The following is a 19,740-nucleotide window of genomic DNA, read 5'->3' as shown; positions in this document are numbered from 1 at the left end:
GCGAGAGCGAAATACGCTGTTGTGCTTTCGTGACCAGGCGGAAACGAGGTGGAAACCTCTCAGGCGCGCTGCGCGAAGGCGCTCTCGTACAGGCAGACGCTGGCCGCGGTGGCGAGGTTCAGCGATTCGGCCCGGCCGAAGATCGGCAGCTTCAGCACACGATCGGCCAGCTCCAGCGCCTCATCGGCGAGGCCGCGGGCCTCGTTGCCGAACAGCCATCCGCTGGGCTGCGCGAGCACGCCCTCGGCACGGGCCGCGAGCAGATCGTCGCCCTTCACATCCGCGGCGAGGATCTGCAGGCCCGCCGCGTGCGCACGCTGCACGACATCGGCGAGATCGCCTCCGACCGACACCGGCAGGTGGAACAGTGAGCCGGTGGTGGAACGCACCACCTTGGGGTTGTACGGGTCGACCGTGCGGCCGGTCAGCACCACGGCATCCGCCCCCGCCGCATCCGCGGCGCGGATGATCGTGCCGAGGTTGCCGGGGTCGCGCACCTCCTCGCAGATAGCGATCAGGCGCGGGGATGCCGCGAAGATGTCCTTCACCGAGGTGGGGGTCTGCCTGGCGACGGCGACCAGCCCCTGCGGCGTGACGGTGTCGGCCATCGCGGCGAGCACGCTCTCGGTGACGAACTCGGCCTCGACACCGGCATCCTCGGCCATGTCGCGCAGGTCGGCGTGCTTCTCCCAGCTGGTGGGGGTGACGAACAGGTCGACGATCGCCTCGGGGCGATAGGTCAGCGCCTCGCGCACCGCCTGCGGGCCTTCGAGCAGGAACAGGCCGGTCTCGGTGCGCGCACTGCGCTTCGTGAGCTTGGCGACGGCACGGACGCGGGGCGAGCGAGGATTCTCCAGCACGCCACCAGTCTAGAGACAAGAAGGGCGCCTCCCCTGCGGGAGACGCCCTTCATGGATGCCGGATGATCAGGCAGCAGCCTTCGGAGCGTTGACGTCCGAGGGAAGCGCCTTCTTCGCGACCTCGACCAGCGTCGCGAACGCGGCGGCGTCGGTCACGGCCAGGTCGGCGAGCATACGACGGTCGACCTGCACACCCGCGAGGCCGAGGCCCTGGATGAAGCGGTTGTAGGTGATGCCGTTCTGGCGGGCAGCGGCGTTGATGCGCTGGATCCACAGACGGCGGAAGTCGCCCTTGCGCTTGCGACGGTCGCGGTACGCGTAGACGAGCGAGTGGGTGACCTGCTCCTTCGCCTTGCGGTAGAGGCGCGAACGCTGGCCGCGGTAACCCGAGGCGCGCTCGAGGATGACCCGACGCTTCTTGTGCGCGTTTACTGCGCGCTTGACTCTTGCCATTTTCGTGTTCCTATCGTGCGTTCGGGCGCGTCAGCGGCCGAGGAGCTTGTTCGCGACCTTGGTGTCTGCCTTCGACAGCACCTGGTCCTGGTTCAGACGGCGGGTGCGACGGCTCGACTTGTGCTCGAGGTTGTGGCGCATACCGGCCTGCTGCTTCTTCAGCTTGCCGCTGCCGGTGATCTTGAAGCGCTTCTTAGCACCCGAGTGGGTCTTCTGCTTCGGCATCTTCTCTTCCTTCGTGTGGCACCCGTGCGGATGCTGGTGGGGTACCCGCCTGCTTACGCGGCGGGAGCTGTGGGGCGGATCACTCCGCGGAGGCGTCCTCAGCGGCCTGCGCCGGTGCGCCGGCGCTGTTCTTGGCCTCGCGTGCAGCCTGCTTGTTCGCGGTGCGGACCGCGTTCTGCTCGGCCTTCGCCTCGGACTTGTTCTTCAGGGGGGCCACGACCATCACCATGTTGCGGCCGTCGATCGTCGGGTTCGACTCGACGGTGCCGAACTCGGCGACATCCTCCGCGAACTTGCGCAGCAGGCGGACGCCCTGCTCGGGGCGCGACTGCTCGCGACCGCGGAACAGGATCATGGCCTTGACCTTGTCGCCGGCCTTGAGGAAGCCCTCTGCGCGCTTGAGCTTGGTCGTGTAGTCGTGAGCCTCGATCTTCAGGCGGAACCGGACCTCTTTGAGGATGGTGTTCGCCTGGTTGCGGCGCGCTTCCTTCGCCTTCTGCGCAGCCTCGTACTTGAACTTGCCGTAGTCCATGATCTTGACCACGGGGGGCTTCGAGTTGGGAGCCACCTCGACGAGGTCGAGGTCTGCCTCCTGTGCGAGACGCAGCGCCACCTGGATGGCGACGACGCCGATCTGCTCGCCTCCGGGGCCGACGAGGCGGACCTCGGGCACTCGGATGCGGTCATTGGTGCGGGGATCGCTGATGCGGAACTCCTTAGACGTGGGGTTTCGGCCACCGGTCCGTCGTGCGACGTCCCGGGCGAAATCGGAGTCTCCCCACCCGCCGATGCATACGAAGCACCGGCTTACACACCCTTTCCACCGGAATCCGGCGGGGTGCAGAACCCGGTAGCCTGGAACGGCAAGCGCGGGTGGGAATGAATCCTCTTTCGTGCCGGAGCATGACGCTCCGGAGCCCGCTGAAGTCTACCAGAAGGCACCCCGAAGTGACGATTCCTGCCCAGGACCAGCCCCAGCACGACCACGACGACGACCGCCACGAGCGCTGGGCGCAGCAGGAAGCGGCGGCGAACGCCGCCACGCGCGACATCGCGGACGTCCCCGCGGTCGAGGTCATCACGACCACCGCCGTGCACCTGATGAGCGCTGCGGCCGTGAAGCTCGGCCTCGCGGACGACCCCGATTCCCAGCTCGATCTCGACGAGGCGCGCAAGCTGATCAATGCGCTCGCCGGTCTCATCACCGCCGGCGCACCCGAGATCAGCGATGCGCACGCACGCCCGCTGCGCGACGGGCTCCGCTCGCTGCAGCTCGCCTTCCGCGAGGCCTCCCCCGTCCCCGATCCCGTGGGCAAGGGCCCCGGCGAGAAGTGGACGGGGCCGGTCAGCTGAGTCGAGGGGTCGACGGTCGGGAGGTTCCCTGCGCTCGCAGAGCGGGTTCCTTCCCGCTTCGCGGGCCCCTCCCGATGCTCGCTCCGGGAACCTCCCGACCGCCTCACGCCTCCGTCTGACCTTGGAGAGACGGGGCGGGCACCGAACGGCCGTAGCGGGCGAGCAGATGCCAGACGCGCTTGAGCGTCTGCGGGTCGTGACGACCCGTCCGCACCGCCGCACCGACGACCTCCGGTGTCAGCTCCGCCCCCAGTTCTCGGGCCAGCCGCAGAGGCTCGGGGCCGCGATACTCCTCGTCGAGGTCTTCGGTGCGCACCAGGAACCCGGGATGGAACTCGACGGCGCAGCCCAGGCGCTCGGCCGCATCCTGCACCGCGGTTCCACGGAAGCACGGGTCGAGGACGATCGCCTCGACGTCAGCAGCGAAACGGATCCCGCCGTGCACGTGCGCCTCGACGTAGCGATCGAGCAGGTCCTGGTCGTCCGCCTGCATCCGTGCGACGAGCACGTCGACGCCGCCCTGCTCGACGACGCCGTCCGGCTCGAACACCGAATCCGGGTAGCAGAAGGTGGTCCGCGCGGTGACCTCCGGACGCAGCCGCAGATGAGCGGATCCGAACCGCGTCGCAGGGCCGTAGTCGTCCTCTCCGGCGACCGCCCCGTACACCGGGCGCTCCTCGGCCGGGCGGCCGTCGTATCGACCGGCGAACAGACGACTCTCCCACCGCCAACGGTCTCCTCCCGGATGCGCCGTCAAACCTCCGTTGGAGGTGGCGGTCTCGAACTGGGAGCGGTACCTTCCCGCCTCGGCCATCGCCTCGATCACTGATCCGCTCTGGAAGGGCCAGTTCGGGTGGAAATGGAGCGCGACGGTCGTGGGCATCCCTCGACTCTAGGTGAGCGTCACCTGACGCCCGGACATGTTTCAGACGGCGCGGGTGAGCTTCACGCTCAGCGAGTCGACGAGCACCGCGATGCGGTCGTCGGCGGCCCAGCGCTGCGCGAGACGGGCCAGCACGGCGTCGAGGGTCTGCTGATCCAGCCCGTCGGCGAGCTCGAGAGTCACGATCAGCTCGGGGCCGCGCATCCTGGCATCCGGATCACCGGGCGAGACGTGCACATCGATGACGGCCAGCTCGTGCGCGACACTCGCCTGCAGAGCGGTGAACACCTCGGGTGAGAGGAAGCTCGGCTCCCAGCGCTGGTCCTGAGCGATCGCCCAGACGGCCGGCCGGCGGAACACGAACTCCGTGTCGGATGCCGGATCGAGCACGATGAGATCGGTCTCCTCGCTCGAGGCCGACAGCGCCACGCGCACGGCCTCGACCGGGATCGGCCGTGCCGAAGCATCCCACTGCGACATCGTCTGAACCGACGAGAACACCGGCTGCACGCGGCGTCCGTCGGGTGCCGCGACCGTGACGATCGAGAGCTCCTGGGTCTTGTCCACCTTCAGACCCGTCGGGCCGACGCCCTCGTCGCCCTTCTCGGCGACCAGGGGCACCAGCACGCGGGCGGAGCGGAAGGCGTCCACGACCTCGACCTGGGAGCCGTCACCGGACCGGAACCGGAGCAGGGCGTCCAGCAGCGCAGGGTCGGCGGAGCCGTCGTCAGCCGCGTGCTGGTTGGCTTCGAAGCTGCGGCCCTCCCAGGGAACGCCGGCAGAGTCGGCCCCGTTGCCGTGGTCGCAGGCGTCGTCAGTCGCCGGCGACATCCAGCGCCTCGGCCAGGGTGAACGCGCCGGCGTAGAGCGCCTTGCCCACGATCGCGCCCTCGACGCCCAGCGGGACGAGCTCACGAAGGGCGGCGATGTCGTCGAGGCTGGCGATGCCACCGGAGGCCACGACGGGCTTCGGCGTGCGCTGGGTCATCTCGCGCAGCAGGTCGAGGTTCGGGCCGCGCAGCGTGCCGTCCTTGGTGACGTCGGTGACGACGTAGCGGCTGCAGCCGGCGTCCTCGAGGCGGTCGAGAACCTCCCAGAGATCGCCGCCCTCCTTCGTCCAGCCGCGCGCCGCGAGCGTGGTGCCGCGCACATCGAGTCCGACGGCGACGGCCTCGCCGTAGCGGGCGATGACGTCGGCCGCCCACTCCGGGTTCTCCAGCGCGGCGGTGCCGAGGTTGATGCGGGAGGCGCCGGACTCCAGAGCGGCCTCCAGACTCGCGTCGTCACGGATCCCGCCGGAGAGCTCGACGCTCACACCGCGGTACTGCTTGATGACCTTGCGCAGGATGCCGGCATTGCTGCCGCGCCCGAACGCCGCATCCAGATCCACGAGGTGGATCCACTGCGCGCCCTGGTCGACCCACTCCCCTGCCGCGTCGACGGGGTCGCCGTAGCTGGTCTCAGTGCCGGCCTCGCCCTGGGTGAGGCGCACCGCCTTTCCGCCGGCGACGTCGACCGCGGGCAGCAGGATGAGCGAGGGAGTTGACGCGAAGTCGTTCATGTCGTCCTTGTTCGGGAAGATCGGATGCCCGAGCCCGGGCACGAGTGAAAAGCGTAGCCCGGGCGCCGCGCCGTCTCAAATGCCGTGACGCTCCCGGCCGGTCCTGCTCGGACGCCCCCCTCAGAGGGAGGACACCCAATTGCGCAGGAGCCGGATGCCGGCCTCGCCGGACTTCTCGGGATGGAACTGCGTCGCAGCGAGCGGACCGTTCTCGACGGCGGCGAGGAAGCGCTCGCCGTACGTGGCGTAGGTCACCGCGGGCTGCGGGAACGGCGCCTGCACGTCGAGTTCCCACTGCTTCGCGGCGAAGGAGTGCACGAAGTAGAACCGCTCCTCCTCGATGCCGCGGAACAGGACGGTGCCCTCGCCGGGCTCGACGGTGTTCCAGCCCATGTGCGGCAGCACGGGCGACTCGAGCTCGGTGACGGTTCCCGGCCACTCGCCGAGTCCCTCGGCATCCTGTCCGCGCTCGACGCCACGCTCGAACATGACCTGCATGCCGACGCACACACCGAGCACGGCGCGCCCGCCGGCGAGGCGTCGTTCGATGATCTCGTCGCCGCCGTGAGACCGGAGCGCCTGCGCGACAGCGGCGAACGCACCCACGCCGGGCACGAACAGTCCGTCCGCCTCGAGCGCCTTCGTGCGGTCGCCGGTCAGCTCGACATCGGCGCCCGCCACCGCCAGCGCTTTGACGGCGGAGTGCACGTTGCCCGACCCGTAGTCGTACACGGTGACACGGGGGCTGCGGCTCACAGTGCGCCCTTCGTCGAGGGAATGCCCACGACCAGCGGGTCGAGGGCCTTCGCCTGACGGAAGGCGCGCGCGAACGCCTTGAACTCCGCTTCGGCGATGTGATGGGGGTCGCGACCGCCGAGCACGCGGACGTGCACGGTCAGGCCCGCGTGATAGGTGATCGCCTCGAAGGCGTGCCGCACCAGCGATCCGGTGAAGTGACCGCCGATGAGGTGGAACTCGAAGCCCTCCGGCTCGCCGGAGTGCACCAGGTAGGGCCGGCCGGAGATGTCGACGACGGCCTGAGCCAGCGCCTCGTCGAGCGGCACCAGGGCGTCGCCGTAGCGGGAGATGCCTGCCTTGTCGCCGAGAGCCTCGCGGATCGCATCGCCGAGCACGATCGACACGTCCTCCACGGTGTGATGCGCGTCGATGTGCGTGTCGCCTGAGGCTCGCACCGTGAGGTCGGTGAGCGAGTGCTTCGCGAACGCCGTCAGCAGGTGGTCGAAGAACGGCACCGAGGTGTCGATGCTGCTGCGACCCGTACCGTCGAGGTTCAGCTCGAGCTCGACGGTGGACTCGGACGTGCTGCGGGTGCGGCTGGCGGTGCGGTCGCTCATGCTGCCGATCCTACCGACGCCATGGCGTCGAGAAACGCCGTGGTCTCCGCCTCGGTGCCCGCACTGACACGCAGGTGACCGGGGATGCCGACATCGCGGATCAGCACTCCGCGGTCGTAGAGCGCCTGCCAGGTCGCACGCGGGTCGTCCACACCGCCGAACAGCACGAAGTTCGACCAGGACTCGTGCGGCAGGTAGCCGAGCTCGGCGAGTCCTGCAGTGATGCGGTCGCGCTGGACGACGATCTCGTCGACCATGCGGAGCATCGTCGCCGAGTTCCGCAGCGCTGCTGTCGCCGCCGCCTGGGTCAGAGCGCTCAGGTGATACGGCAGGCGCACCAGACGCAGTGCATCGATGAACACCGGGTCGGCCGCGAGGTAGCCGACGCGGGCCCCGGCGAACGCGAAGGCCTTGCTCATCGTGCGCGAGACGGCGAGACGCGGACGCCCCTCGAGCAGGGTGAGCGCGGAGGGTGCCGCCTTGGGCGCGAACTCCTGATACGCCTCGTCGACGATCACCACGCCGCGGGCGACCTCGTACACGGCCTCGATGACGTCGAGCCCGAGCGGCGTGCCCGTCGGGTTGTTCGGCGCACACAGGAAGACGACGTCGGGGTCGGCGACTGCGACCTGGGCCGCGGCGTCCTCGGCCGTGATCCGGAAATCGTCGTCACGGGTGCCCGCGATCCACCGGGCACCGGTGCCCTGCGACAGCAGCGGATACATCGAGTAGGTCGGCGCGAAGCCGAACGCGGTGCGTCCGGGGCCGGCGAAGGCCTGCAGGACGTGCTGCAGCACCTCGTTCGAACCGTTTCCGGCCCATATCTGCTCGGGACGCAAGCCGTGGCCGAGGTAAGCGGCGAAGCCCTCGCGCAGCCGCGTGAACTCCCGGTCCGGGTAGCGGTTCACCTCGCGCAGCGCCGCCGCGACGTCGTCGAGGATCTGGGCGGCGACGTCGTCCGGAACCGGATGCGTGTTCTCGTTGACGTTCAGCGCGACCGGCAGCGGCGCCTGCGGCGCGCCGTACGGAGTGAGTCCGCGCAGGTCATCGCGGAGGGGCAGATCGTCGAGTGAGGTCACCTGTCAATCGTATGGCGATCGCCTCGCCGATCAGTCCGTGTAACGCTGCGGGACAGCCAGTTCCTGACCGACCTGGAGCACGCCGCCGTGCAGGTTGTTCAGGCTGCTGATCTCGTCGATCACATCTCGAGGGTCAGCAGCGGGCGCGATCTCTCCGGCGATCGACCACAGGGTGTCTCCCGGCATGACCATGACGGTCTCGAAGTGCACCGGAGCAGCGTGCTCACCGGATGCGAGCGCCGACCCCCCGGCGATGCCCGCGTAGGCGATCGCGAATGCGATCGGAGCGGCGACGAGTGCGCTGAGCACACGGCGTCCGCGCCGCGTCAACCGCAGCCGCGTGCGCGTGCCGACGATCGGGGTGGGGGCGATGCCGATGGTGCTCATGTCGTGCTCCTCGTCAGTGGTATCAGCTTTCGCATCCGCCGCTCGGCCGGGAACGGCGGATGCGAAGCTGTGTTCCGAAGCTATCTTCGATATCGAATACTTGTCAAGCGTTCTTCGAAATACGCACCCTCGAGTTCGCCGACACGCTCGAACAGATCTTCCGATTCCGGCGACTTCTCGGATACGGTTTCGATAACGACACCCCACCACGGACCACCGACATTCGAATCGGCACGCAGCGGAGCACGGTGGGCCGGCGCACGAAGGAGCACCGATGAGCGACATCGCAGGCAACGCATCCGAGGTGCCGCGCACCCGCCGCCGCAAGAGCCTGAGCGCGAAGCAGATGGCGATCCTCGAGGTGATCCAGACCTCTATCGCGACCTACGGCTATCCGCCGAGCATGCGCGAGATCGGCGACGCCGTCGGTCTGAAGTCCCTCTCCAGCGTCACCCATCAGCTCGGCCAGCTCGAGCTGAGCGGCTACCTGCGCCGCGACCCGGGCAAGACCCGCGCCATGGAGGTGCTGATCGACCTTCCGGGCTCGAGCACCGAGAACCCCGCCGACACCGCTCCCCCCGTCGGCGACGCAGCGCTGGTCCCGCTGGTCGGCCAGATCGCCGCCGGTGTGCCGATCACCGCCGAGCAGCAGGTCGAGGAGATCTTCCCGCTGCCCCGCCAGCTGGTGGGCAAGGGCGAGCTGTTCATGCTCAAGGTCAACGGCGAGTCGATGATCGACGCCGCCATCTGCGACGGCGACTGGGTCGTCGTGCGCTCCCAGCACACGGCCGAGAACGGCGAGATCGTCGCGGCGATGCTCGACGGCGAGGCGACGGTGAAGACCTTCCGCCAGCGCGACGGACACACCTGGCTGCTGCCCCGCAACTCGTCCTTCGAGCCGATCCTCGGCGACGACGCCGTCGTGCTCGGCAAGGTCGTCGCGGTGCTCCGCGCGGTCTGAGCGCCCGCTCGCGCTGCTGAGTCCTGCTCGCGCTACAGAGCGCGGCTCGCGCTACGCATATCCGCGCCGCGCGAGCAGAAGGATGCAGCGCGAACAGCAACATGCAGCGCGAACAGCAACGTGCAGCGCGAACAGCAACGTGCAGCGCGAGCACGAGCGCGCCGCACAGTTTGTACACCTGGAGCAGCGCGCGTACGACCCGCATGGTGCGTGACGCCGTGAGTCGCAGCGTCCTACGCTCGAGTCATGGCATCCCCGTACGGCACCTGGTCCTCCCCCTTCGACGCCGCGAGCATGGCGGCCGCGTCGCCCCGGATCGAGGGTGCACGGTTCGTCGGCGACGAGATCTGGTGGGGCGAGTCCGTCCCCGCCGAGAGCGGCCGCGTCACCGTGCGCAGTTCGACCGGGGAGGAGATCCTTCCCGCCCCGTGGAACGCACGATCGCGCGTGCATGAGTACGGCGGTGGTGCCTGGACGGCGGATGCCTCCGGCACGCTGTTCTTCGTCGACGGCGGCGATCAGCGCGTCTATCGGATGCCGCGCGGCGGCGTTCCCGAGCCGCTCACTGCGCCTGGTTCCCAGTACGGCGGCCTCTCGGTGCAGCAGGGGCGGCTGTTCGCGGTGCGCGAGGATCTGCGACCGGACCAGCACGCAAGGGCGATCGTGGAGGTCCCGCTCGACGGCTCGGCGGCCGAGGAGGAGCGCGCCGTGCGCGTCCTCGTCGCGACCAGCGGCTTCGTCGCTCACCCCGCGCTCTCCCCGGACGGCACCCGGCTCGCCTGGGTGCAATGGAGCACGATCCGGATGCCGTGGGAGCAGTGCCTGCTTCACATCGCGACGATCGACACCGATGAGATCGCCACGATCGCGAGCAGCACCGCGCTGCAGCCGGAGTGGACCTCCGAGCACGAGCTGCTGTTCCTGGACGACCCGTCCGGAAGGTGGAACCTGGAGCGGATCGAGCTGGACGGCCTGCATGTGCTCTCTCGGACGACGTATCCCGCAGATGCCGACACCGGCGGCGGCCTGTGGGTGCTCGGCAGCCGCTGGTACCGCCCCCTGGACGACGGCAGGATCGCCGCAGTGCGCACCAACGGTGCAGACGAGATCGTGCTGATCGAACGCGACGGTGCGAGCGCGCGCCTGCCGCTGCCCGTCACGAGCGAGGCGAGCATCGACGATGCCGCAGGCAGCCGGATCCTGGTCTCCGGTACCGGCGCGACCGTCGATCGCGGCCTGTGGCTGCTCGACACCGCGACCGGCGAGAGCTTCGCCGTGCGCGGCGGCGCACCGGTCGATCGGGATTGGGTCGTGACGCCCCGGCCGGTGACGTTCGACGGCCCGCACGGCCCCGTGCACGCGTTCGACTACCCGCCGACGAATCCGGATTCCTCGGCACCGGACGGTGAGCTGCCGCCGTACATCGTGATGGTGCACGGCGGCCCGACCGCCCACGTCGGCGGCGCAGCATCGACGGCATACACGTACTGGACCAGCCGTGGCATCGGCGTGCTCGATGTGAACTACGGCGGCTCCACGGGCTACGGCCGCGCCTACCGCGAGCGGCTGGACGGCCAATGGGGCGTGGTGGACGTGGACGACGTGATCGCCGCCGCGGAGGGACTCGCAGCGTCCGGCGCCGCTGACCCTGCCCGCATCGCGATCCGCGGCGGCTCGGCAGGCGGGTGGACCGTGCTCGGCGCGCTCGTGCGCGGTGGCGTGTTCTCCGCGGGGATCAGCCGGTACGGCGTCGCAGACCTGCGGATGCTGGCCGCCGACACGCACGACTTCGAGAAGCACTACCTCACCGGTCTGGTCGGTCCGCTGCCCGAGGCCGAGCAGGTGTACATCGACCGCTCACCGCTGACCAACGCCGACCGCATCGACGTACCGGTGCTGCTGGAGCAGGGCGGCGAGGATCGCGTGGTGCCCCCGTCCCAGTCGGAGGCGATCGCGGCCGCGCTCGCCTCGCGCGGCGTGGCTCACGAGTACGTGCTGTTCCCCGGCGAGGGGCACGGCTTCCGCGCAGCCGAGTCGATCATCACGTCCCTCGAGACCGAGCTCCGCTTCCTCGGCCGGACGTTCGGGTTCACCCCGGCGTGAGGTCGGGAGTCACTCCCCCATGCGGTTGCGCATGCGCATCGCGCGCTCGGCCTCGCGGTTGTCCTGACGCTCGCGCAGGGTCTGCCGTTTGTCGAACTCGCGCTTGCCCTTGGCCAGGGCGATCTCGACCTTGGCGCGCCCGTCTGAGAAGTACAGCCGCAGCGGGATGAGCGTGTAACCGCCCGCTGACACGGCGTGCTCGAGCTTGGCGATCTCCTCGCGGTGCAGCAGCAGCTTGCGGATGCGCTTGGCCGAGTGGTTCGTCCAGTGACCCTGCGAGTACTCCGGAATGTGCACGGCGTCGAGGTATGCCTCGCCGCCCTTGACGAACGCATAGCCGTCGCTGAGGTTCGCGCGCCCCTGGCGCAGCGACTTCACCTCGGTGCCGGTGAGCACGAGACCCGCCTCGTACGACTTCTCGAGGTTGTAGTCGTGGCGTGCGCGACGGTTGGTCGCGATGACCTTCTCACCGCGTTCCCTGGGCATGATGTCTCCTGTTTCCGCAGGCCCGCTCCGGGCCAGCCGATCAGTCTAGCTCAGAAGCTCGCCGGCCCGGACCACGCACTCAGGTGCGCAGCCAGCGACGGATCGCGAATCCGGCGGACAACGCGGCCAGCAGCACGCCGATGCCGATCAGCACGGGCACTACGAACACCGCATCCTGCATGCCCACCAGCGGGCGCATGAACGGCACCCGCTCGGCGAGGTAGCCCTCGACTCCGAACTTCACCCCGGCGAGCACGGCGATTCCCGCGAGCACCGATCCGATGAACGCCGAGAACACACCCTCGAGCACGAACGGCGTCTGGATGGCACGGTTGGAGGCGCCGACCAGGCGCATGATGCCGATCTCCTTGCGCCGGGCGTAGGCCGACAGCCGGATGGTGGTGGCGATCAGCAGCACAGCCGCGATGAGCATCAGCACGGCGATGCCGACGGCGATGTAGGTGGCGACGGTCAGCGCCGAGAACAGCGGGTCGAGCAGTTTGCGCTGGTCGTTGACCTCGTCGACGCCCGGCATGCCGCCCACCGCTTCGGTGATCACGTCGGACTTCGCGGGGTCCTCGAGCGTCACCCGGAACGACTCGGACATCGCTTCGACGCCGTAGACGTCCGCCTGCTCCTGTCCGAACTGATCGACGAAGTCCTCGAAGGCCTCCTCCTTGGTCTCGAAGCGCAGATCGCTGATCAGCGACTTCAGGGCCTCGCCCTCGAGCTGCGCCTCGACGGCGTCGATCTGGTCCTGGGTGGCTGCGCCGGCCGAGCAGCCCTCTGTCGTCGACAACGGCGAGCACAGGTAGACGGTGACCTCGGCGCGTTCGCCCCAGAAGGCCTTCATGGTGCTGATCTGGGTCTGCATCAGCATGGCGGCGCCGACGAAGGTCAGCGACACGAAGGTGACGAGGATGACCGAGATCACCATCGACAGATTGCGGCGGAGCCCCCCGAGGGCCTCTTTGATGATGAGTCCGAAGTTCACGAGGTGGGTCCCACTTCCTCGTCGTCGTCCCTCAGCCCGAGCCGGCCGGCGACACCGAGTTCGGCGACGTCGACATCGGGAAGGACGATCGGATGCGTGCGAGGGGCATGCCCGTCCGGCGGGAGCGCGGGAGCAGTGGGCTCGGGAGCTGCGGGCGGCGCCTGGTCGGCGGACGGTTCCGGAGCGGATTCCGCCGGCGGTGAGGGCGCCGTCTCCGGGGCATCCGGCACGATCACCGGAACCGCCTCGGTCTGCCGCTGCACCTCCTGAACGGCCGTGAGCGCGGCGGTCGCCGCCGCGCCGCGCAGCACTTCGGGCGTGAGCCGGGGGATGTTCGAGGTGTCACCGTAGCCGCCGCTGCTCTCGTCGCGGACCATCACGCCGTCCTGCAGCTCGATGACACGGCGCTGCATCTGGTCGACGAAGCCCGCCTCGTGCGTGGCCATCAGCACAGTGGTGCCGCCGGCGTTCACCCGCGCCAGCAGCTGCATGATGCCGACAGAGGTCGCCGGGTCGAGGTTTCCAGTCGGCTCGTCGGCGAGCAGGATCTGCGGGCGGTTGACCAGCGCCCTGGCGATCGCGACGCGCTGCTGCTCTCCGCCGGAGAGCTCGTGCGGCATCCGCTTCTCCTTGCCCTCCAGGCCGACCAGCGCGAGGGCCTCGGGGACGGCCTGCTGGATGAACCCGCGCGAGGAGCCGATCACCTGAAGCGAGAACGCGACGTTCTGATAGACGGTCTTCGACGGCAGCAGGCGGAAGTCCTGGAACACCGAGCCGATGTTGCGCCGGAAGTACGGCACCTTGCGGTTGGCCAGCGAGCGCAGGTCGCGGCCCAGCACGGCGACGCGGCCGGTGGTGGGCACGTCCTCGCGCAGGATGAGGCGGAGGCAGGTGGACTTGCCCGACCCCGAGGCTCCCACGAGGAAGACGAACTCGCCCCGCTCCACCTCGAAGTCGACCTCGTCCAGGGCGGGACGCTTGGTGCCGCGGTACCGTTTGGTGACGTTCTCGAATCGGATCATGGCCATTCGAGCCTAAGCGGGCCCGACGCACAGGCTCTCAGCGACACTCCCCCGCGTGCGGACCGCCGCCCCGACGGGCAGCGCTGCCCATGGCTGCGGTCCCGCGCTGCTGATATACACGTACACGGGGCGATTCCGCCCGACACGGAGGATCGGCGCCGGCATCGACGGCGCGACGAGGAGCATCATGAGCATTCCCGCAGGTTGGTACGACGACGGCTCCGGCCGGCAGCGCTGGTGGGACGGCGCGCAGTGGACCGATCAGTTCGCGCCCGAGCAGTTCGAGAGCGGCGCACCGACGTCGGCCGGTTCGCTGCAGCAGGACCTGTCCGCAGAACTGGCCGCAGCAGGCGTCCCGGAGCCCGCCGGGCAGCAGAGCCCCGGGTTCGCGGCGGACGGCTACCCGCTGACCGGCCAGGACACGGGGTCCGCGTATCCCGGCGCCTACACGCCGAGCGCGTACCCCGTCGGCGGTGTCCCCGGCGGTCCGGAGAAGAAGAAGCCCACGGTGCTCGCCTGGATCGCCTTCGGCATCGCCATCCTCGGCCTGCTGCTGTGCTGGATCCCGTTCGTGGGTCCGTTCCTGCCGTTCGTGGGCCTCGTGCTGTCGATCATCGTCCTGTTCATGAAGGGCGCCAAGTGGCCCGGCATCGTCGGCCTGGTGGTCTCCATCGTCGGCCTGGTCGTGGCCGCCGTCTTCACGGGCCTGCTCGTGTTCGCTCTCAATCAGGTGAACACCTACGACGGCTCGTCCGACAGCAGCAGCTCGGACACCCCGTCCGAGGGCACGGACGACACGACGGGTGACGACACCGATTCCTCGTCGAGCACGGGTCGTCCGACGGCTGAGGAGGTCGCTGCGGGCGTCGAGGTCATCATCGCCGGGACCGGCACGACCGAGACCTTCACCGACTCCCAGCTGCTGTGCTTCGGTGAGGAGTTCGTCGCCTCCGACATCCCCGACGACGTGCTGCAGGTGATCGCCTCCGGCGAGCCGGCACTCACCGACGCGGAGGCGCTGTCGGCGTTCGGGCAGGAGCTGATCGACGCCGCGCCGACCTGCGCCCTGCGCTGAGCCGCCTCGGCGACCAGAGACCCGTCACGAAGGGCCCGGTTCTCCGGGCCCTTCGTCGTGTCCGCGGCGCCTTCTCCGTGCGAAGATGAGCCATGAGCATCCCCGCAGGCTGGTACGACGACGGTTCCGGTCGCCAGCGCTGGTGGGACGGCGCACAGTGGACCGCGCATTTCGCGCCGGTCGACGCAGCCCCTGTCCCCGCCTTCGAACCGCCCTACATCGCGGATGCCGGGGCGGGTGATCAGTGGTCGCTGTCGGGCACGGACCCCGCGGCATCCGGATACGCAGGCACGCCGCAGACCGTGACCTACACTGCTGCACCGGTCGGACCTGCCCCTCGTCGGCCGTCCGTGCCCGGCTGGATCGGATTCGGGCTGTCGATCGCCGGTCTCGCGCTCGCGTGCATCCCGCCTGTGGTCGGCGTCGGTCTGCTGGTGCTCCTCGCCGCGATCGTGCTGTCGATCGTCGCGCTGGTCCGCCCCGGCGCCCGATGGCCTGGCATCACCGGACTGATCGTCTCGGGCATCGGCGTGATGATCGCCTTCGTCGTGCTGTTCGTCACGTTCGTGAGCGGCTCCTTCGACCGCTTCGACGAAGACCCGACGAGCACCTGGCCGCTGCCAGAGGAATCGGCGGAGCCGCCGGCCGCAACGGCACCGCCCGGATCGGAGACCATCGACTGGTGGGAACTGCAGGTGGGCGACTGCCTGCCCACGGACCAGCCGTTCTACGAGGACACCGGTGAACTCGTGGTCATGCCGTGCACCTGGCTGCACTCGGAAGAGGTGTACCACGAGTACGAGATGACACAGGACGAGTTCCCCGGCGACAAGGCGACGGAACTCGAGGCCACGAAGGCGTGCCGCGAGGCGTTCACCGGCTTCGTCGGGATCGCGTTCGAGGACTCCGAACTGGACTTCTACGGGTTCTGGCCGAACGAGGACACCTGGGACTACGGCGACGACCGCACCGTGCAGTGCGTCGTCTACGACCCTGCAGGCAACGTCGTCACCGGCAGTCTGCAGGGCGCGGCGCGCTGATCCGGATCAGTCGTCCTCGTCGCGACGCTTGCGCCAGCGGATGCCGGCCGAGATGAAGCCGTCCAGGTCGCCGTCGAACACGTTCGCCGGGTTGCCCGACTCGTAGCCGGTGCGCAGGTCCTTGACCAGCTGCTGACCGTAGAGGAAGTAGGAGCGCATCTGGTCGCCCCAGCTCGCGGTGATGTTGCCTGCGAGCTCCTTCTTCTTCGCGGCCTCCTCCTCCTTCTGCAGCAGCAGCAGGCGGGTCTGCAGCACGCGCATGGCGGCGGCGCGGTTCTGGATCTGCGACTTCTCGTTCTGCATCGAGACCACGATGCCGGTGGGAAGGTGCGTGATGCGCACGGCCGAATCGGTGGTGTTGACGGACTGGCCGCCGGGGCCCGACGAGCGGAAGACGTCGACGCGGATGTCGCCCTCGGGGATGTCGACCTCGGTGGCCTCCTCCATGAGCGGGATGACCTCGACCGCGGCGAAGGAGGTCTGACGCTTGTCTGCGGAGCCGAACGGGCTGATGCGGGCGAGGCGGTGCGTGCCGGCCTCGACCGAGACGGTGCCGAACGCATACGGTGCGTCGATCTCGAAGGTGGCGGACTTGATGCCGGCGCCCTCGGCGTAGGAGGTGTCCATCACCTTGACGGGGTACTTGTGGCGCTCGGCCCAGCGCAGGTACATGCGCATGAGCATCTCGGCGAAGTCGGTGGCGTCGTCGCCGCCGGCACCCGAGCGGATGGTCACGATGGCCGCGCGCTCGTCGTACTCGCCGTCGAGCAGCGTCTGCACCTCGAGCTGGTTGATGGTGTCGGTCAGTGCGGCGAGCTCGGTGCGGGCCTCCTGTGCGGAGTCCTCGTCGCCCATCTCGTTGGCGAGGTCGACGAGCACTTCGAGGTCGTCCAGGCGCCGGGCGATGCCCTCGATGCGTGCGAGTTCGGACTGACGGTGGCTGAGGGCGCTGGTGACCTTCTGGGCGCGCTCGGTGTCGTCCCAGAGGTCGGGGGCGCCGGCCTCTTCGCTGAGTCGCGCGATCTCGTCGCGCAATCGGGAGACGTCGACGACCTCGCGGATGTCGCCGAAGGTGAGTCGCAGGGCCTGGATGTCGGCGGAGAGATCGAGTTCGAGCATGGTCCCACCAGCCTACCGCCGCGCGGTCCGATATCCCGATGCCGGTACCGTGAGAGAGATGAGCACAAGTGCGGGATCGGTCCTGAGACAGTTCGGGCCGATGGTGTACGCGCCGACGCTGCTGTTCTCGCTCGGCGAGGGTGCGGTCATCCCGCTGATCCCGATCATCGCGTCACGGCTGGGTGCCGACGTGGCCTTCGCCGCGCTGGTCGCATCCGCGCTGGTGGTCGGCCAGCTTTGCGGAAATCTGCCCGCGGGCTGGGCGGTCGCCAGGCTCGGCGAGCGCTGGTCCATGGTGATCGCCGGCATCGTGTCGATGGGCGCCGCGGCGGGCATGCTGCTCTCCCCCGTGCTGTGGGGATTCACCGCATCCGTCTTCCTGCTCGGATTCTGCGCCGCCGCGTTCGGCCTCGCCAGGCATGCGTTCATGACCACCAGGGTTCCGTTGGAGTTCCGTGCCAGGGCGCTGTCGCTGCTGGGCGGCAGCTACCGGCTGGGCGTGTTCATCGGCCCGTTCGTCGCCGCCGCGCTGCTGGGGCTGTTCCGCACCGAGTACGCCGCCATCTGGTTCCTCCTGGTGTGCCTGATCGCCATGGTCGCGCTGGTCACGTTCGGTCCGGACCCCGAGAAGGAGTTCGCCCCCGTTCCGGTCGCGGACGAGCGGATGCGGGAGGACACCGGCGAGGCGGTCACCGGCGGCATCCCGACCGCGCCCGGTGGGGTGTTCCGCACGATGTGGGAGAACCGCGGGGTGCTGAGCAGGCTCGGGTTGGCTGCGGCGGCGCTGTCGGCCGCGCGCTCCACCCGACAGGTGGTGCTGCCGCTGTGGGGTGTGTCGCTCGGCCTCGATGCGCAGACGATCGCGCTGGTGGTCGGCGTCTCGGGGGCGATCGACTTCGCGCTGTTCTACGCCAGCGGCCAGGTGATGGACCGGTTCGGGCGGCTGTGGGCGGCCATGCCGGCGATGATCCTGATGGGCTGCGGCTTCCTCGTGCTGTCGCTGACGCACGACCTGGACTCGGCGACGCTGTGGTTCGGCATGCTGGCGGCGGTGCTCGGCGTGGGCAACGGCCTCTCCAGCGGCATCCTGCTCACGCTCGGCGCCGACACCGCCCCGCAGCGCGACCCCGCCGCCTACCTGGGCTCGTGGCGCACATTGACGGATGCCGGTGGCGCGATCGCCCCGCTGCTCGTGTCGGCGATCACAGCGCTGTTCGCCCTGCCGTTCGCGGCGGCCGCGATGGGCGTGGTCGGTCTGCTCGGCGCGGCCGGATTCATCCGGTGGATTCCGCGATTCGCCCCGCGGCCACCGTCCTGAGGCTCACTGCAGCGCCGTGCGGCTGGTGGCGGTGGCGCGCAGCGGCACGCCGTCGGGCACGAACGGCGAGAACAGCGGCGGATGCCACTCCGCGGCGACCGTCACCCGGGCCGAGACGCCGTCGGGGCTCGTGGCCGACACGAGCGCGGCGTCAGGTGCCGTCGCGGACACGATCGCCGAGGCCTGCTCGCGGATCAGATCGTCGGTGAGCTCAGCACGGACCCCGTCGCCCTCGACGGTCAGGCTGAAGCCGTCTGCGCCGGCGAGCGCAGCAGCGTCGGCGAGCGCGTCGAGGCGCTTCTGGGCGATGTACATGTCGGTCGCGCACACGCAGACGAAGATCACGGCGATCGCGAGCAGCACGTAGCCGAGGATGAGCGGCAGGATGCTGCCTTCCTCGTCGTCCGCGAGGTCGCGGCGGAGCCGCGCGAAGCGGGTCATTCCGCGCCCCACAGTCGGGAGGCCTTCTGCGCGGCGGAGGCCTCGATCGGGATCGCCGTGAGCTGGTCGAGTCCGGCCACGGGCGGCATGAACGGCAGGGCCACTCGCGTGGACACCCTCACGATGACAGTCGCTCCCGCCCTCGGGCAGGGGTCGCCGGCGGGCAGACATTCCAGTGCGACGTCGACGTCGTCCATCCCGTACTCGTCCCGCACGCTGGCGAGCACGGCGTCGGCGCGCGCGTTCGCGGCGCCCTGGTCCGTGGCCTGGCTGATGGCGCGGGCCGTGTGCCGGGCCGCGGCCTCGGCGCCCAGGGTCTGCTCCTGCACGGCGCCGAGCGCGATCACGAGGTACACGAGCGGGACGAGCAGCAGGATGCCTGCGGTGATGAACTCCAGAGCGGCCGAACCCTCGTCATCCTTCACCCAGAGTCTCCACCGGCGCATGCGCTTCCACCTCCATCGCGTACGGAATGCCGATCAGGCCGATCACCGGCAGGGTCGCGCGCACTCGGACGACGACGGTCGGATGCCAGAGCGATCCGCTCTCGCCGACGGCGACGTCCTCCGCGAAGTCCGTGCCGACGGCCCTGGCGATGACCTGTTCGGTGCGTGCCGCGCCTTCACTGAGGGAGGTGTCGGCGAGCGCGGCGTGATGGGCACCCTCCACGGCGGCGTCGTGCACGACGTTGCGCACGTACACGGCGAAACCGAGCTGCAGGACGGCGAGAGTGAGTGCGGTGAGCAGGGCCCCGACGAGCACGAACTCCACCGGACTCGACCCTCGTTCGTCCGCCGGCTTCCACTCCCGCCTCGCCATGTGCGCTCAGCCGATGCCGGAGACGCTGGACATCGCCTGCTGGAACAGGTCGGTCAGCGCCGGGCCGGCCACGGCCCAGATCAAGACGACCAAGCCGGCCGTCATCAAGGTCACGAGCACCCATCCCGGCACGTCGCCGCGTTCGTCGGCGGCGAGCTCCTGGGCGTCACGGAACCAGCGTCTGATGGTCTTCATGTGTCTCCTCC

The 19,740-nt window shown here is 69.5% G+C and carries 25 protein-coding genes; 6 read left to right on the top strand and 19 right to left on the bottom strand.

The annotated features are described in order from the left end of the window. Positions 1-59: 59 nt before the first annotated feature. From DY023_RS15925 to infC, 4 genes are all read right to left on the bottom strand, one after another. Positions 60-860 carry a TrmH family RNA methyltransferase gene (locus tag DY023_RS15925; RefSeq protein ID WP_116243325.1) on the bottom strand — a complete coding sequence of 267 codons (801 nt, stop codon included), beginning with the start codon at positions 858-860 and terminating at the stop codon, positions 60-62. Positions 861-926: 66 nt separating this feature from the next. Continuing rightward, positions 927-1,313, bottom strand: coding sequence for a 50S ribosomal protein L20 (rplT, locus tag DY023_RS15920; protein WP_116243324.1), 387 nt, complete (start codon positions 1,311-1,313; stop codon positions 927-929). A gap of 30 nt (positions 1,314-1,343) precedes the next feature. Further along, positions 1,344-1,538 carry a 50S ribosomal protein L35 gene (gene rpmI / locus DY023_RS15915; RefSeq protein WP_116243323.1) on the bottom strand — a complete coding sequence of 65 codons (195 nt, stop codon included), beginning with the start codon at positions 1,536-1,538 and terminating at the stop codon, positions 1,344-1,346. Between the two features lie 79 nt (positions 1,539-1,617). Then, complete coding sequence (infC, locus tag DY023_RS15910) at positions 1,618-2,211, bottom strand: translation initiation factor IF-3 (protein WP_245958741.1); 594 nt, start codon at positions 2,209-2,211, stop codon at positions 1,618-1,620. A gap of 275 nt (positions 2,212-2,486) precedes the next feature. Between infC and DY023_RS15905 the strand changes: the two genes are divergently transcribed. After that, positions 2,487-2,891 (top strand): DUF1844 domain-containing protein, encoded by a 405-nt coding sequence (locus tag DY023_RS15905; protein WP_425453472.1) that lies wholly within the window; start codon positions 2,487-2,489, stop codon positions 2,889-2,891. Between the two features lie 103 nt (positions 2,892-2,994). Here the strand turns inward: DY023_RS15905 and DY023_RS15900 are convergent, their stop codons facing one another. The 7 genes from DY023_RS15900 to DY023_RS15870 form a co-directional block, all read right to left on the bottom strand. Next, entirely contained in the window at positions 2,995-3,774 is a 780-nt protein-coding gene (locus DY023_RS15900) for a DUF3626 domain-containing protein (protein WP_116243321.1), read from the bottom strand. Between the two features lie 42 nt (positions 3,775-3,816). Continuing rightward, positions 3,817-4,605 (bottom strand): SseB family protein, encoded by a 789-nt coding sequence (locus DY023_RS15895; protein ID WP_116243320.1) that lies wholly within the window; start codon positions 4,603-4,605, stop codon positions 3,817-3,819. Continuing rightward, positions 4,589-5,335, bottom strand: coding sequence for a bifunctional 1-(5-phosphoribosyl)-5-((5-phosphoribosylamino)methylideneamino)imidazole-4-carboxamide isomerase/phosphoribosylanthranilate isomerase PriA (priA, locus tag DY023_RS15890; protein ID WP_116243360.1), 747 nt, complete (start codon positions 5,333-5,335; stop codon positions 4,589-4,591). Before priA ends, DY023_RS15895 begins: the two co-directional genes overlap by 17 nt. A gap of 120 nt (positions 5,336-5,455) precedes the next feature. Then, positions 5,456-6,091, bottom strand: a complete 636-nt coding sequence (gene hisH / locus DY023_RS15885; RefSeq protein WP_116243319.1) for an imidazole glycerol phosphate synthase subunit HisH — start codon at positions 6,089-6,091, stop codon at positions 5,456-5,458. Beyond that, a complete protein-coding gene (hisB, locus tag DY023_RS15880) occupies positions 6,088-6,690 on the bottom strand; it encodes an imidazoleglycerol-phosphate dehydratase HisB (RefSeq protein ID WP_116243318.1) in 603 nt (200 codons plus the stop codon). Before hisB ends, hisH begins: the two co-directional genes overlap by 4 nt. Next, on the bottom strand, positions 6,687-7,769 hold the full coding sequence (locus DY023_RS15875; protein ID WP_116243317.1) for a histidinol-phosphate transaminase: 1,083 nt from the start codon (positions 7,767-7,769) through the stop codon (positions 6,687-6,689). Before DY023_RS15875 ends, hisB begins: the two co-directional genes overlap by 4 nt. 30 nt (positions 7,770-7,799) lie before the next feature. Next, on the bottom strand, positions 7,800-8,156 hold the full coding sequence (locus DY023_RS15870) for a LysM peptidoglycan-binding domain-containing protein (protein ID WP_116243316.1): 357 nt from the start codon (positions 8,154-8,156) through the stop codon (positions 7,800-7,802). A 274-nt stretch (positions 8,157-8,430) separates the two neighbouring features. Here DY023_RS15870 and lexA point away from each other — a divergent pair, with 274 nt between their 5' ends. Both lexA and DY023_RS15860 read left to right on the top strand, forming a co-directional pair. Then, a complete protein-coding gene (gene lexA / locus DY023_RS15865; RefSeq protein ID WP_116243315.1) occupies positions 8,431-9,117 on the top strand; it encodes a transcriptional repressor LexA in 687 nt (228 codons plus the stop codon). A 246-nt stretch (positions 9,118-9,363) separates the two neighbouring features. Further along, on the top strand, positions 9,364-11,220 hold the full coding sequence (locus tag DY023_RS15860) for a S9 family peptidase (protein WP_116243314.1): 1,857 nt from the start codon (positions 9,364-9,366) through the stop codon (positions 11,218-11,220). A 9-nt stretch (positions 11,221-11,229) separates the two neighbouring features. Here DY023_RS15860 and smpB read toward each other — a convergent pair whose 3' ends face one another. The 3 genes from smpB to ftsE form a co-directional block, all read right to left on the bottom strand. Further along, positions 11,230-11,706 carry an SsrA-binding protein SmpB gene (gene smpB, locus DY023_RS15855; RefSeq protein ID WP_116243313.1) on the bottom strand — a complete coding sequence of 159 codons (477 nt, stop codon included), beginning with the start codon at positions 11,704-11,706 and terminating at the stop codon, positions 11,230-11,232. 79 nt (positions 11,707-11,785) lie between these two features. Continuing rightward, entirely contained in the window at positions 11,786-12,700 is a 915-nt protein-coding gene (gene ftsX / locus DY023_RS15850; protein WP_116243312.1) for a permease-like cell division protein FtsX, read from the bottom strand. Beyond that, positions 12,697-13,722, bottom strand: a complete 1,026-nt coding sequence (gene ftsE / locus DY023_RS15845) for a cell division ATP-binding protein FtsE (protein ID WP_116243311.1) — start codon at positions 13,720-13,722, stop codon at positions 12,697-12,699. The genes ftsX and ftsE overlap by 4 nt, the downstream gene beginning before the upstream one ends. A 187-nt stretch (positions 13,723-13,909) precedes the next feature. On the opposite strand from ftsE, the gene DY023_RS15840 reads away from it, so the two are divergent. Together DY023_RS15840 and DY023_RS18315 are read left to right on the top strand one after the other, a co-directional pair. Next, positions 13,910-14,797 carry a DUF2510 domain-containing protein gene (locus DY023_RS15840; protein ID WP_116243310.1) on the top strand — a complete coding sequence of 296 codons (888 nt, stop codon included), beginning with the start codon at positions 13,910-13,912 and terminating at the stop codon, positions 14,795-14,797. 92 nt (positions 14,798-14,889) lie between these two features. Continuing rightward, positions 14,890-15,837, top strand: a complete 948-nt coding sequence (locus DY023_RS18315) for a DUF2510 domain-containing protein (RefSeq protein ID WP_245958740.1) — start codon at positions 14,890-14,892, stop codon at positions 15,835-15,837. Positions 15,838-15,843: 6 nt separating this feature from the next. Here DY023_RS18315 and prfB read toward each other — a convergent pair whose 3' ends face one another. Continuing rightward, positions 15,844-16,956, bottom strand: coding sequence for a peptide chain release factor 2 (gene prfB, locus DY023_RS15830; RefSeq protein WP_116243309.1), 1,113 nt, complete (start codon positions 16,954-16,956; stop codon positions 15,844-15,846). A gap of 58 nt (positions 16,957-17,014) precedes the next feature. Between prfB and DY023_RS15825 the strand changes: the two genes are divergently transcribed. Continuing rightward, positions 17,015-18,274: an MFS transporter gene (locus DY023_RS15825; RefSeq protein ID WP_181905873.1), complete on the top strand. Its 1,260-nt coding sequence runs from the start codon at positions 17,015-17,017 to the stop codon at positions 18,272-18,274. Between the two features lie 3 nt (positions 18,275-18,277). Here DY023_RS15825 and DY023_RS15820 read toward each other — a convergent pair whose 3' ends face one another. From DY023_RS15820 to DY023_RS15805, 4 genes are read right to left on the bottom strand one after another with little or no spacing between them, the layout of a single operon-like run. Further along, positions 18,278-18,715, bottom strand: a complete 438-nt coding sequence (locus tag DY023_RS15820; RefSeq protein WP_116243307.1) for a pilus assembly protein TadG-related protein — start codon at positions 18,713-18,715, stop codon at positions 18,278-18,280. Then, the gene (locus tag DY023_RS15815; protein ID WP_116243306.1) at positions 18,712-19,161 is read right to left on the bottom strand and encodes a TadE family protein; all 450 of its coding nucleotides are present in this window, start codon (positions 19,159-19,161) and stop codon (positions 18,712-18,714) included. The genes DY023_RS15820 and DY023_RS15815 overlap by 4 nt, the downstream gene beginning before the upstream one ends. Beyond that, positions 19,130-19,486 carry a TadE/TadG family type IV pilus assembly protein gene (locus DY023_RS15810; protein ID WP_245958739.1) on the bottom strand — a complete coding sequence of 119 codons (357 nt, stop codon included), beginning with the start codon at positions 19,484-19,486 and terminating at the stop codon, positions 19,130-19,132. Before DY023_RS15810 ends, DY023_RS15815 begins: the two co-directional genes overlap by 32 nt. Positions 19,487-19,540: 54 nt before the next feature. Next, positions 19,541-19,729, bottom strand: coding sequence for a hypothetical protein (locus tag DY023_RS15805; protein WP_116243304.1), 189 nt, complete (start codon positions 19,727-19,729; stop codon positions 19,541-19,543). Positions 19,730-19,740: the final 11 nt, after the last annotated feature.

Source organism: Microbacterium bovistercoris, assembly GCF_003387575.1.
In the GTDB taxonomy this organism is placed as follows: Bacteria; Actinomycetota; Actinomycetes; order Actinomycetales; family Microbacteriaceae; genus Microbacterium; species Microbacterium bovistercoris.
The sequence above is the reverse complement of the archived record's forward strand: the minus strand, read 5'-3'. Positions and strand labels throughout refer to the sequence as shown.

Bases quoted from the DNA above. Each gene is read 5' to 3' on its own strand.
- smpB (WP_116243313.1), bottom strand. From the start codon at position 11,706: ATGCCCAGGGAACGCGGTGAGAAGGTCATCGCGACCAACCGTCGCGCA.
- DY023_RS15895 (WP_116243320.1), bottom strand. From the start codon at position 4,605: ATGTCGCCGGCGACTGACGACGCCTGCGACCACGGCAACGGGGCCGAC.
- priA (WP_116243360.1), bottom strand. From the start codon at position 5,335: ATGAACGACTTCGCGTCAACTCCCTCGCTCATCCTGCTGCCCGCGGTC.
- DY023_RS15870 (WP_116243316.1), bottom strand. From the start codon at position 8,156: ATGAGCACCATCGGCATCGCCCCCACCCCGATCGTCGGCACGCGCACG.
- rplT (WP_116243324.1), bottom strand. From the start codon at position 1,313: ATGGCAAGAGTCAAGCGCGCAGTAAACGCGCACAAGAAGCGTCGGGTC.
- rpmI (WP_116243323.1), bottom strand. From the start codon at position 1,538: ATGCCGAAGCAGAAGACCCACTCGGGTGCTAAGAAGCGCTTCAAGATC.
- DY023_RS15840 (WP_116243310.1), top strand. From the start codon at position 13,910: ATGAGCATTCCCGCAGGTTGGTACGACGACGGCTCCGGCCGGCAGCGC.
- prfB (WP_116243309.1), bottom strand. From the start codon at position 16,956: ATGCTCGAACTCGATCTCTCCGCCGACATCCAGGCCCTGCGACTCACC.
- DY023_RS15900 (WP_116243321.1), bottom strand. From the start codon at position 3,774: ATGCCCACGACCGTCGCGCTCCATTTCCACCCGAACTGGCCCTTCCAG.
- DY023_RS15815 (WP_116243306.1), bottom strand. From the start codon at position 19,161: ATGCGCCGGTGGAGACTCTGGGTGAAGGATGACGAGGGTTCGGCCGCT.
- DY023_RS18315 (WP_245958740.1), top strand. From the start codon at position 14,890: ATGAGCATCCCCGCAGGCTGGTACGACGACGGTTCCGGTCGCCAGCGC.
- ftsE (WP_116243311.1), bottom strand. From the start codon at position 13,722: ATGATCCGATTCGAGAACGTCACCAAACGGTACCGCGGCACCAAGCGT.
- DY023_RS15805 (WP_116243304.1), bottom strand. From the start codon at position 19,729: ATGAAGACCATCAGACGCTGGTTCCGTGACGCCCAGGAGCTCGCCGCC.
- DY023_RS15825 (WP_181905873.1), top strand. From the start codon at position 17,015: ATGAGCACAAGTGCGGGATCGGTCCTGAGACAGTTCGGGCCGATGGTG.
- lexA (WP_116243315.1), top strand. From the start codon at position 8,431: ATGAGCGACATCGCAGGCAACGCATCCGAGGTGCCGCGCACCCGCCGC.
- DY023_RS15860 (WP_116243314.1), top strand. From the start codon at position 9,364: ATGGCATCCCCGTACGGCACCTGGTCCTCCCCCTTCGACGCCGCGAGC.
- hisB (WP_116243318.1), bottom strand. From the start codon at position 6,690: ATGAGCGACCGCACCGCCAGCCGCACCCGCAGCACGTCCGAGTCCACC.
- DY023_RS15820 (WP_116243307.1), bottom strand. From the start codon at position 18,715: ATGACCCGCTTCGCGCGGCTCCGCCGCGACCTCGCGGACGACGAGGAA.